The sequence below is a fragment of the Streptomyces sp. NPDC053069 genome (genome assembly GCF_044546895.1).
In the GTDB taxonomy this organism is placed as follows: domain Bacteria; phylum Actinomycetota; class Actinomycetes; order Streptomycetales; family Streptomycetaceae; genus Streptomyces.
The window spans coordinates 151,939-163,467 of sequence record NZ_JBITZN010000021.1; the positions used below are offsets into that span (position 1 = coordinate 151,939).

At 70.7% G+C, this 11,529-nt stretch carries 10 protein-coding genes; 4 read left to right on the forward strand and 6 right to left on the reverse strand.

The window, feature by feature from the left end:
- The first annotated feature begins 20 nt into the window (after positions 1 to 20).
- From ACIGXP_RS36460 to mshC, 3 genes are all read left to right on the forward strand, one after another.
- Positions 21 to 611 (forward strand): DUF3090 domain-containing protein, encoded by a 591-nt coding sequence (locus tag ACIGXP_RS36460; RefSeq protein ID WP_351242613.1) that lies wholly within the window; start codon positions 21 to 23, stop codon positions 609 to 611.
- A complete protein-coding gene (locus tag ACIGXP_RS36465) occupies positions 575 to 1,414 on the forward strand; it encodes an SCO1664 family protein (protein WP_363219351.1) in 840 nt (279 codons plus the stop codon). Before ACIGXP_RS36460 ends, ACIGXP_RS36465 begins: the two co-directional genes overlap by 37 nt.
- Before the next feature lie 93 nt (positions 1,415 to 1,507).
- Positions 1,508 to 2,737, forward strand: a complete 1,230-nt coding sequence (gene mshC, locus ACIGXP_RS36470) for a cysteine--1-D-myo-inosityl 2-amino-2-deoxy-alpha-D-glucopyranoside ligase (protein ID WP_399775777.1) — start codon at positions 1,508 to 1,510, stop codon at positions 2,735 to 2,737.
- Between the two features lie 244 nt (positions 2,738 to 2,981).
- Here mshC and ACIGXP_RS36475 read toward each other — a convergent pair whose 3' ends face one another.
- The 6 genes from ACIGXP_RS36475 to ACIGXP_RS36500 form a co-directional block, all read right to left on the reverse strand.
- Positions 2,982 to 3,902 (reverse strand): PAC2 family protein, encoded by a 921-nt coding sequence (locus ACIGXP_RS36475; protein ID WP_363219353.1) that lies wholly within the window; start codon positions 3,900 to 3,902, stop codon positions 2,982 to 2,984.
- Positions 3,903 to 4,066: 164 nt separating this feature from the next.
- Positions 4,067 to 4,738, reverse strand: coding sequence for a FadR/GntR family transcriptional regulator (locus tag ACIGXP_RS36480; protein ID WP_399775779.1), 672 nt, complete (start codon positions 4,736 to 4,738; stop codon positions 4,067 to 4,069).
- Positions 4,739 to 5,085: 347 nt separating this feature from the next.
- A complete protein-coding gene (locus tag ACIGXP_RS36485) occupies positions 5,086 to 6,702 on the reverse strand; it encodes an FAD-dependent oxidoreductase (RefSeq protein WP_399775781.1) in 1,617 nt (538 codons plus the stop codon).
- A gap of 47 nt (positions 6,703 to 6,749) precedes the next feature.
- Positions 6,750 to 8,288 (reverse strand): glycerol kinase GlpK, encoded by a 1,539-nt coding sequence (gene glpK, locus ACIGXP_RS36490; protein ID WP_399775783.1) that lies wholly within the window; start codon positions 8,286 to 8,288, stop codon positions 6,750 to 6,752.
- Positions 8,289 to 8,352: 64 nt separating this feature from the next.
- Positions 8,353 to 9,147 (reverse strand): MIP/aquaporin family protein, encoded by a 795-nt coding sequence (locus ACIGXP_RS36495; protein ID WP_363219357.1) that lies wholly within the window; start codon positions 9,145 to 9,147, stop codon positions 8,353 to 8,355.
- Between the two features lie 347 nt (positions 9,148 to 9,494).
- Positions 9,495 to 10,259 (reverse strand): IclR family transcriptional regulator, encoded by a 765-nt coding sequence (locus ACIGXP_RS36500; RefSeq protein WP_363219358.1) that lies wholly within the window; start codon positions 10,257 to 10,259, stop codon positions 9,495 to 9,497.
- Positions 10,260 to 10,587: 328 nt separating this feature from the next.
- Here ACIGXP_RS36500 and ACIGXP_RS36505 point away from each other — a divergent pair.
- Positions 10,588 to 11,529 (forward strand): homocysteine S-methyltransferase family protein (locus ACIGXP_RS36505; protein ID WP_399775785.1); only part of this gene is annotated, 942 nt, incomplete at its 3' end.

Here is an 11,529-nt window from a genome sequence, read left to right on the forward strand (position 1 = left end):
ACTCTCAATGGAGACAGGACGTGTCCCGTCAGGTGTTCCTCTACGACCCGCCGGACCGCTTCGTGGCCGGCACGGTCGGACTGCCCGGGCGCCGTACGTTCTTCCTCCAGGCCACCGCAGGCTCCCGGGTGACCAGCGTGGCTCTGGAGAAGACCCAGGTGGCCGCGCTCGCCGAGCGCATGGACGAACTGCTCGACGAGGTCGTACGGCGCAGTGGCGGCAGCGCCGCCGTCCCCGCCGTGGCGCCCACGGAAATTGCCGACACCGCCCCGCTGGAAACCCCCATCGAGGAGGAGTTCCGCGTCGGTACGATGGCCCTGGCCTGGGACGGCGAGGAACAGCGCATGATCGTCGAGGCGCAGGCTCTCGTGGAGCTGGACGCCGACACCGAGGAAGACCTCGCCGAGGCCGAGGAGCGGCTGCTCCAGGACGAGGAGAACGGGCCCCCGATGCTGCGGGTCCGGCTGACCGGCGCGCAGGCCCGGGCCTTCGCCAAGCGCGCCCTCGACGTCGTCAACGCCGGGCGGCCGCCGTGCCCGCTGTGCAGCCTCCCGCTCGATCCGGAAGGACACGTATGTCCGCGCCAGAACGGATACCGCCGCGGAGCGTGACGGCTGCCGACGCGGAGGCCGACGCAGCCGCCGCCGAGCTGCTCGCCGGGGGCGAGCTGACCGTGCGCGGCCGGATCCGCGAGGCGTCCAACGCCGCGCTGTTCTGCAGCGTGGCCCTCGACGGCCGGGAAGCCAACTGCATCTACAAACCGGTGGCCGGGGAACGCCCGCTGTGGGACTTCCCCGACGGCACCCTGGCAGGCCGCGAGGTCGCCGCCTACGAGATCTCCGAGGCCACCGGCTGGGGTCTCGTCCCGCCGACCGTGCTGCGCGACGGGCCGTACGGCGAGGGCATGTGCCAGCTGTGGATCGACGTCCAGGCCGACGCGGAACTGCTCGCCCTCGTCGACGCGGAGGAACCGGAGCCGGGCTGGAAGGCGATCGGCCTCGCCGAGGTCGGCGAGGGCCGCACCGCCCTCCTCGTGCACGCCGACGACGAGCGGCTGCGCCGGCTCGCCGTCCTCGACGCGGTGATCAACAACGCCGACCGCAAGGGCGGCCATCTGCTGCCCACCCCCGACGGCCGGCTCTACGGCATCGACCACGGCGTCACCTTCAACCGCGAGAACAAGCTGCGCACCCTCCTGTGGGGCTGGGCGGGGGAGCCTTTGACCGCCGAGGCCGTCGACGTCCTCGAAGGGCTGCGGGAAACCCTCGGCGGCCCGCTGGGCGAGCGGCTGACCGGACTGATCACCCCCGCCGAGATCGACGCCACACGCGCGCGTGTCGACGCACTGCTCACCACGGGAGTGCACCCGGAACCCGGCGGGGAATGGCCGGCCATCCCCTGGCCGCCCGTGTAAGCACATCTGCCGCGCATGTACAAGAGCGCACAACCGGCCATCCAGCGCGATCCCATTCGTATCCGCAGCTCCTGGCCGGTTAGGCTCATGTACATGCATGCCTGGCCCGCTTCCGAGGTCCCCGCCCTGCCTGGTCAGGGCCGCGACCTGAGGATCCACGACACCGCGACCGGCGGCCTCGTCACCCTCGACCCCGGTCCCGTCGCCCGTATCTACGTCTGCGGCATCACCCCGTACGACGCGACCCACATGGGTCACGCGGCGACCTACAACGCGTTCGACCTCGTTCAGCGCGTGTGGCTCGACACCAAGCGGCAGGTTCATTACGTCCAGAACGTCACCGACGTCGACGATCCGCTGCTGGAGCGCGCGGAGCGGGACGGCGTCGACTGGGTCGCCCTCGCCGAGCAGCAGACGGCACTCTTCCGTGAGGACATGACCGCCCTGCGGCTGCTCCCGCCCCAGCACTACATAGGCGCCGTCGAGGCGATACCCGGCATCGTCCCGCTCGTGGAGCGGCTGCGCGACCTCGGCGCCGCCTACGAGCTGGAGGGCGACATCTACTTCTCCGTCGAGTCCGACCCGAACTTCGGCAAGGTCTCGAACCTCGACGCGGCCGCGATGCGGCTGCTGTCCGCCGAGCGCGGCGGCGACCCGGACCGCCCGGGCAAGAAGAACCCGCTCGACCCGATGCTGTGGATGGCGGCCCGTGAGGGCGAGCCCAGCTGGGACGGCGCCTCCCTCGGCCCCGGCCGCCCCGGCTGGCACATCGAGTGCGTGGCCATCGCCCTGGACCACTTCGGCATGGGCTTCGACGTCCAGGGCGGCGGCTCCGACCTCGCCTTCCCGCACCACGAGATGGGCGCCTCGCACGCCCAGGTGCTCACCGGAGAGTTCCCCATGGCCAAGGCGTACGTCCACGCCGGCATGGTCGCCCTGCACGGCGAGAAGATGTCCAAGTCCAAGGGCAATCTCGTCTTCGTCTCCCAGCTGCGCCGCGAGGGCGTCGACCCGGCCGCCATCCGCCTCGCCCTGCTCGCCCACCACTACCGCGCCGACTGGGAGTGGACCGACCAGGTCCTCCAGAACGCCGTCACCCGCCTCGGCCGCTGGCGCGCGGCCGTCTCCCGCCCCGACGGTCCCTCCGCCGACGCCCTGGTCGAGGAGATCCGCGAGGCCCTGTCCAACGACCTGGACGCCCCCGCCGCACTCGCGGCGGTGGACCGCTGGGCGGCCCGTCAGGAGCAGGAGGACGGCACGGACACCGGCGCGCCCGGCGTGGTGACGCGAGCGGTGGACGCGCTGCTCGGGGTGGCCCTGTAGACCTCGGGGTGGCCCTGTAGACACCGCGAGCGCCCCTCAAGGGGCGCGGGGCTGTGTGTGACATGCGGCTACCGCCGCGTGGGCGCGACAGGCCACGACGGGCCGTCATACGCCCGACGGTCTGTCGCGGCAGCCCATGGCGCGTCGGTGACACAGAGAAGGTGACACAGAGAAGGTGACACAGTGAAGGGGCGGTTCCCGAACACGGGAACCGCCCCTTCGTCGTACCTCAGCCGTCGGAGCCTCAGTCCTCCGAACCGTCCTCGTCATCCTCCCGGGACGCCCCGCCCCCGGCCGGAGGCCTCTGCTTACCGCCCGGAGGGCCCACGTCCCGGCGCCGCAGATACCGCTCGAACTCGCGGGCGATCGCCTCACCCGACGCCTCCGGCAGCTCCGCGGTGTCCCGGGCCTCCTCCAGCGTCTGGACGTACTCGGCGACCTCGCTGTCCTCCGCGGCCAGCTGGTCCACCCCGACCTGCCACGCCCGCGCGTCCTCGGGCAGCTCGCCCTGCGGGATCCGCAGGTCCAGCAGATCCTCCAGCCGGTTCAGCAGCGCCAGCGTGGCCTTCGGGTTGGGCGGCTGGGAGACGTAGTGCGGCACGGCCGCCCACAGCGACACCGCCGGGACGCCGGCGTGCGTGCACGCCTCCTGCAGGACGCCGACGATGCCCGTCGGACCCTCGTACTTGGTCTCCTCCAGGTCCATGCGCTGCGCCAGGTCCGGGTCCGACGTCACCCCGCTGACCGGCACCGGACGCGTGTGCGGGGTGTCACCGAGCAGGGCGCCCAGGATGACCACCAGCTCCACGCCCAGCTCGTGCGCGAAGCCGAGCAGCTCGTTGCAGAACGAGCGCCAGCGCATGGACGGTTCGATACCGCGGACCAGCACCAGGTCGCGCGGCTTCGCACCGCCGACGCGGACCACCGACAGCCGGGTCGTCGGCCAAGTGATCTTCCGCACTCCGCCGTCCATGAACACCGTGGGCCGGTTCACCTGGAAGTCGTAGTAGTCCTCGGCGTCCAGCGCCGCGAACACCTCGCCCTTCCACTCGCGTTCCAGATGCGCGACCGCCGTGGAGGCGGCGTCGCCGGCATCGTTCCAGCCCTCGAACGCGGCCACCATGACTGGGTCGATCAGCTCGGGAACCCCCTCCAGCTCGATCACCCAGTGCCTCCTTCCGACGTGCCCTCGCTTGACTCACCAACCTTACGGCGTCCGGCGGGGGCGCCCGCAGCCCCCTGCGTGGGGGAGTGAACGGATCACTGCCCCGTTCGCCGCCGTGGAACACCCCTGCGGCCAGGGAGCGGGGACCGCTGCGCGCAGGCGTTTCACAGTGTGCTGCGCAACCACTGCTCCACGCTCGCGATGTGCACCGTCGCCCAGGAGCGGGCGGCCTCCGCGTCCCGGTCGCGCAGCGCGGCGAGGATCGCCCGGTGCTCGCGCAGGGTGGGGCCGACGGCGTCCTCCTGGGTGAGGCCCCGCCAGATCCGCGCCCGCGTGGTCGGACCCGACAGTCCGTCCAGCAGTGAGCACAGCACCGAGTTGCCGGCGCCGCGCACGATGCCGCGATGGAACTCCAGGTCGGCGGCGACCAGTTCCTCCACCGAGGGGTCGTCGCCCAGCGCGTCCAGCTGGGCGGTGAGGGCGTCCAGTTGCTGCTCGCCGATCCGCACGGCCGCCATCGCCGTCGCGGCCGGCTCCAGGATCCGGCGCACCGCCAGGAACTCCAGCACGGTGTCGTCGCGGTGGAAGTCCACGACGAAACCCAGCGCCTCCAGCAGCAGTTGGGGATCGAGGCTGGTGACGTACGTGCCGTCGCCCTGGCGCACGTCCAGGATCCGGATCAGCGACAGCGCCCGTACGGCCTCCCGCAGCGAGTTCCGGGACAGGCCCAGCTCGGCGGCCAGCTCGCTCTCCTTGGGCAACCGGTCCCCGGGCCGCAGCGCACCGGAGACGATCATGCCTTTGATCTTCTCGATCGCCTCGTCGGTGACTGCCATCCCAGGCCTCCTGTCGCCCGCCCCATGCGTCAGACATCGGATGTCTCAGCACATTATGCGGGCGGCGCGTCGAACCATATGTGGCCCCGGTGAGGGCCGGTGACGATCAGATGCCAGGAAGGGCTTCGTCAGGTGCTGCTTCCCGCCGCCCCGGCTCCGGCAGCGCGCTTGATCGTTGTTCATGCCCCCATGGAGGCACCCGGCACTGACAACGCCCCCCGGGCAGGAGAGAGGGGCGGCCCCATCGGCGTGGGGTCGCCCCTCTCGGTTGTCCGGACCCGGTGCGGCGGTCCGGCGCTGCGGTGTGGCCGGTCCCGGTCGGGACGGCGGACCGGCCACACCGACGGCTACTTCTTGTCCAGCAGGTCCTGCACCTTCGCGCGGACCTCGTCCGTGGCCAGGCCGCGGATGGTCAGCGTGGTACGGCGGCGCAGCACGTCGTCCGGCGTCTCGGCCCACTCGTGGTCACGGGCCCACACGACCTGCGCCCAGATCTCCGGGGCGTCGGGGTGGACGCGCTCGGCCAGCTCCGGGTTGTCGTTCGCCAGGCGGGCGATGTCGAAGGCCAGGGAGCCGTAGTGGGTGGCCAGGTGCTTGGCGGTGTCGGCGGCCATGCGCGGACCCGGCGCCGGGCCGTCCACCAGCAGGCGGTGTGCGACCGCGCGCGGGTTGGCGACGCCGGGCAGCGGCAGCTTCTTCGGCAGCGAGGAGATCGGCTCGAAGTCGTCACCGAGCGGGTGGCCCGGCAGCGACTCCAGCTTCTGCATGACCGTACGGCCGATGTGCCGGAACGTCGTCCACTTGCCGCCCGCGACGGACAGCATGCCGCCCTTGCCCTCGGTCACCACCGTCTCGCGCTTGGCCTTGGCGGTGTCACCGGGACCGCCCGGCAGCACCCGCAGACCGGCGAAGGCGTAGGTGATCAGGTCGCGCTTGAGCTGCTGGTCCCGGACGGAGAACGCGGCCTCGTCCAGGATCTGGGCTATGTCCTTCTCGTTGACGGACACGTCCGCCGGGTCGCCCTCGAACTCCTCGTCGGTGGTGCCGAGCAGCAGCATGTCCTCCCAGGGGAGGGCGAAGGTGATGCGGTACTTGTCAATGGGGGTCGCCAGCGCGGCCTTCCACGGGGACGTCCGCTTCAGGACCAGGTGCGCGCCCTTGGACAGGCGGATGGACGGCGCCGCGTTCGGGTCCTCCATCCTGCGCAGGTGGTCGACCCAGGGGCCGGTCGCGTTCAGCACCAGACGGGCGGTGACCCCGAACTCGTCACCGGACGTGCGGTCCTTAAGGTCGGCGCCGGTGACCCGGCCGTTGGTGAAGCGCAGGCCGGTGACCTCGGCGTGGTTGAGGACGACCGCGCCCGCCTCGACGGCCGCGCGGACCGTCATCAGCGCCATGCGGGCGTCGTTCATCTGGTCGTCGCCGTACACGGCCACGGCCTTGAGGTTCTCGGTGCGCAGCTCGGGCACGTCCTGCGCCGCCTTGGCGGGCGAGAGCAGGTGGCCGACGCCGTCACCGAACGCGGAGAGCGCGGAGTAGGCGAAGACGCCCGCGCCGAGCTTCGCCGCGCCGTGCGGGCCCCCCTTGTACACGGGGAGGTAGAAGGTGAGCGGGTTCGCCAGGTGGGGGGCCACCTGGCGGGAGACCGCACGGCGCTCGAAGTGGTTCTCCGCCACCAGCTTCACCGCGCCGGTCTGCAGGTAGCGCAGACCGCCGTGGAGCAGCTTGGAGGAGGCGGAGGAGGTGGCGCCGGCGAAGTCGCCGGCGTCGACCAGAGCCACCCTCAGGCCGGACTGCGCGGCGTGCCAGGCGGTGGAGATGCCCAGGATGCCGCCGCCGATCACCAGAAGGTCGTACGACGCCTTGGAGAGCTGCTCCCTGGTCTCGGCCCGGCTCGGGTTGGAGCCGGAGGCCGGGTGCGTCCCCAGGGCAGGCACGGTCTGCAGGGTGGACTGACTGGTCATGTCGGGTACTTACTCCTCGTCAGAGATGGCTGAGCTGGGGGAGCCGCTCAGCTCTCGTCCTCGATCCAGCCCATGGTCCGGTCGACGGCCTTGAGCCAGTTCTTGTACTCACGGTCGCGGGTGTCCGCGTCCATGCGGGGGGTCCATTCGGCGGCCCGGCGCCAGTTGGCGCGCAGTTCGTCGGTGCTGGACCAGAAGCCGACGGCGAGGCCGGCGGCGTAGGCGGCGCCGAGGCAGGTGGTCTCGGCGACCATCGGGCGCACCACGGGTGCGTCCAGGACGTCGGCGAGGGTCTGCATCAGCAGGTTGTTGGCGGTCATGCCGCCGTCGACCTTGAGGGTCACCAGCTCGTCGCCGGAGTCCTTGACCATGGCGTCGGCGATCTCCCGCGTCTGCCAGGCGGTGGCCTCAAGGACGGCGCGCGCAAGGTGCGCCTTGGTGACGTACCGGGTCAGACCGGCGATCACACCGCGGGCGTCGGAACGCCAGTGCGGGGCGAACAGACCGGAGAACGCCGGTACGAAGTAGGCGCCGCCGTTGTCCTCGACCGAGAGCGCGAGCGTCTCGATCTCGGCGGCGGTGGAGATGAGGCCCATCTGGTCGCGCATCCACTGCACCAGGGAGCCCGTGACGGCGATCGAGCCCTCCAGGGCGTAGACCGTCGGCTGGTCGCCGATCTTGTAACCGACCGTGGTCAGCAGACCGGCGTAGGAGTTGATGATCTTGTCACCGGTGTTCATCACCATGAAGGTGCCGGTGCCGTAGGTGGACTTGGTCTCGCCCTCGGAGAAACAGGTCTGGCCGAACAGGGCCGCCTGCTGGTCGCCGAGCGCGGAGGCGACCGGGATGCCGCCGAGCAGGTCGCCCAGCTTGCCGCCGGTGACCTCGCCGTAGACCTCGGCCGAGGAGCGGATCTCCGGCAGGATCTGCAGCGGCACGCCGATCGACTCGGCGATCTTGTCGTCCCACTGCATGGTGTGCAGGTTCATCAGCAGGGTGCGGGAGGCGTTGGTCACGTCGGTGACGTGCTTGCCGCCGTTGACACCACCGGTCAGGTTCCAGATGACCCAGGTGTCCATGGTGCCGAAGAGGATGTCGCCCGCCTCGGCGCGCTCCCGCAGGCCGTCGACGTTGTCGAGCAGCCAGCGGGCCTTGGGGCCGGAGAAGTACGAGGCCAGCGGCAGGCCGGTCTCGCGGCGGAAGCGGTCCTGGCCGACGTTGCGGCCCAGCTCCCGGCAGAGGGCGTCGGTGCGGGTGTCCTGCCAGACAAGGGCGTTGTAGACGGGCTCACCGGTGTTCTTGTCCCACAGCACGGTGGTCTCGCGCTGGTTGGTGATGCCGATGGCCTTGATGTCGTCACGGGTGATGCCGGCCTTCTGGACGGCTCCGGCGACGACTTCCTGGACGTTGGTCCAGATCTCGTTGGCGTTGTGCTCGACCCAGCCCGGCTTCGGGAAGATCTGCTCGTGCTCCTTCTGGTCGACGGAGACGATACGGCCGTCCCGGTCGAAGACGATGCAGCGCGAGGAGGTCGTGCCCTGGTCGATCGCGGCGATGAACGGGCCTGCGGTGTGGGCGTCGGTCACTGTGTGCTCCTGAAAGATCCGTGGTGAGGGGCTTGTACGTACGGCGCGTGCTTCGAGGTGATTCTTAAGCGAAGGCGACGTTGTATATGCCTGCAGCGATCGCGCCGCCGATCAGCGGACCGACCACCGGGATCCAGGCGTAAGCCCAGTCGGAACCGCCCTTGTTGGGCAGCGGCAGCAGGGCGTGCACGATGCGGGGGCCCAGGTCACGGGCCGGGTTGATCGCGTAGCCCGTCGGGCCGCCCAGGGACAGACCGATCGACACCACCACGAACGCGGTGATCAGACCGCCGAGGATGCCGAGGCCGTTGCCCTTGTCGTTCAGGCCCTGCGTGAGGACCGCCAGGATCAGCACGACGGTGCCGATGATCTCCGTGGCGAGGTTCTGCGCCACGTTCCGGATCTCCGGACCGGTGGAGAAGACGCCGAGGACCGGTCCTGCGCCCTTCTCCTGGGCCTCGACCGCCTTGGCCGCGGTGGCCTGCGCGCCCGGGCCGCCGACGATCTCCTTGTCGGTCAGGTGGGCGTGGAACTGTCCGTAGTAGGCGACCCACACCAGCGTCGCGCCGATCATCGCGCCGAGCAGCTGGCCGGCGAGATAGGTCGGAACGTTGGTCCAGTCGCCGTCCTTGATGGCCAGGGCGACGGTGACGGCCGGGTTCAGGTGCGCACCGGAGAGCGGTCCGGAAATGTACACAGCCGTCAGGACGGCGAAGCCCCACCCGAAGGTGATGGCGAGCCAACCGGCGTTACGGGCCTTGGAGGCCTTGAGCGTGACGGCCGCGCAGACGCCGCCGCCGAGCAGGATGAGTATGGCGGTACCGATGGTCTCGCCGATGAAGATGTCGGAGCTGGACACCCGCGACTCCTTTGTCCTTCGTCCAGGGTTCGCCGAACCCCGGGTCCCACCGGGGGTTCTGGCGCCCTCGGGGGTGAGAGCGATGCCGGCCCTTGGCGTTGTCACACTCTAGCGCGTATTGCCGGTAGGTGTTCGACAATGCCGACCGATGGACGGGAGTCTTGCTTCGGCGTTACGCATGCGTCAAGGGTTCTGTTCTCGAAAACAGGATCGTTATTGATCGATTCCGGTTGTCACTCTTCACACGCTGACGTATAGCTTTAGCCCTATATGTCCATTTCAGGGTATGGCGACAACCGGAACGCCGCCCGGCGTCCCGGTGCACCCGCAGGGGGAGCGCTCAGCGCTCAGAACCGTCCCGCGCCCAGGTCCCTGGACACCGCCCGGGCGCAGTCGCGCACCGCGGCGATCAGCTCCGGGCGCAGCTCGCCGTCCCGGCACAGCCGTTCCACGGCGCCGGTGATGCCGACCGCGCCCACGGGCATGCGGCGCCGGTCGTGGACGGGCGCGGCGACCGACGCCACGCCCTCCCAGGTCTCCTCCACGTCGGCCGCGTAGCCACGCGCGCGGATCATGTCGAGAAGGTGCTCGAAGTCGTCCATGTCGCACACCGTGCGGTCGGTGAAGGGCTTGCGGTCGGCCTCCAGCGCCTCGCTGTGCGCGACCGGATCGTAGGCCGAGAGCACCTTGCCGAGCGCGGTGGAGTGCAGCGGCTGCATCGCGCCGATCTCCAGCACCTGCCGGCTGTCGTCCGGCCGGAAGACGTGGTGCACGATGAGCACGCCCTGCTGGTGCAGCACCCCCAGGTACACGCTCTCCCCGCTGGACCGGGCGAGGTCGTCCGTCCACACCAGGGCCCGCGCCCGCAGCTCGTGCACGTCCAGGTAGGTGGTGCCCAGGCGCAGCAGCTCCGCGCCCAGCTGGTAGCGCCCGGAGGTGTCGTCCTGCTCCACGAACCCCTCCTGCTGGAGGGTGCGCAGAATGCCGTGTGCGGTGCCCTTGGCGAGGCCCACTGACGAGGCGATGTCCGACAGGCCGAGCCGTCGCTCGCCGCCCGCGAGCAGCCGCAGCATCGCGGCCGCCCGTTCGAGCGACTGGATGTTCCGTGCCATCGCCGTCCTGCCTCCGTCCCCTTCGACTGTCGCCGAACGTCGCCGTACCGTCCGCCGGTGACGACACCTGTCGTACACCGTCATCCGTTCCGTTACCCGCCGTTCGGCAATGTCGAACACTACCGGTCCATGCCGACGTCCCGCTAATGGTGGGACAGCACCTGTTACATCACACGTGACCCGGCCGTGGCACACCGGCCATCCGCGTCCGGCCCGTGGACGCCGCTGCCCATCCAAGCCCACTCCCGGTTACTCTGACGCCGTGCGGCATCCCCGCCCGCCGGGGAAGCCGCATAGCCGACAGCCGTCGCACCTAGGGAGCCCTTTCATGGCCTCGTTGCCACCGTCCCCTTCCGCCGACAGCCGGACCCGTGCGTCCGCGCTCCGACAGGCGCTCGCCACCCGTGTGGTGGTCGCCGACGGAGCCATGGGCACCATGCTCCAGGCCCAGGAACCCACGCTTGAGGACTTCCAGCAGCTGGAGGGCTGCAACGAGATCCTCAACCTCACCCGCCCCGACATCGTCCGCTCCGTCCACGAGGCGTACTTCGCGGTGGGCGTCGACTGCGTCGAGACCAACACCTTCGGGGCCAACCACTCCGCCCTCGGCGAGTACGAGATCGCCGACCGGATCTTCGAGCTGTCCGAGGCCGGCGCCCGGGTCGCCCGCGAGGCCGCCGACGACTTCACCGCGCGGGACGGCCGGCCCCGCTGGGTCCTCGGCTCGATCGGCCCCGGCACCAAGCTGCCGACCCTCGGCCACGCCCCGTACACCACCCTGCGCGACGCCTACCAGCGCAACGCCGAGGGCCTGGTCACCGGCGGTGCCGACGCGCTGCTCGTGGAGACCACCCAGGACCTGCTGCAGACCAAGGCCGCCGTCCTCGGCGCCCGCCGTGGCCTCGACGCCCTGGGCCTCGACCTGCCGGTCATCGTGTCGGTCACCGTCGAGACCACCGGCACCATGCTCCTCGGCTCAGAGATCGGCGCGGCCCTCACCGCGCTGGAGCCGCTCGGCATCGACATGATCGGCCTGAACTGCGCCACCGGCCCGGCCGAGATGAGCGAGCACCTGCGCTACCTCGCCCGCAACGCCCGCATCCCGCTGTCCTGCATGCCCAACGCGGGCCTGCCCGTCCTCGGCAAGGACGGCGCCCACTACCCGCTGACCGCACCCGAGCTGGCCGACGCGCAGGAGACCTTCGTTCGCGAGTACGGCCTGTCCCTGGTGGGTGGCTGCTGCGGCACGACGCCCGAGCATCTGCGGCAG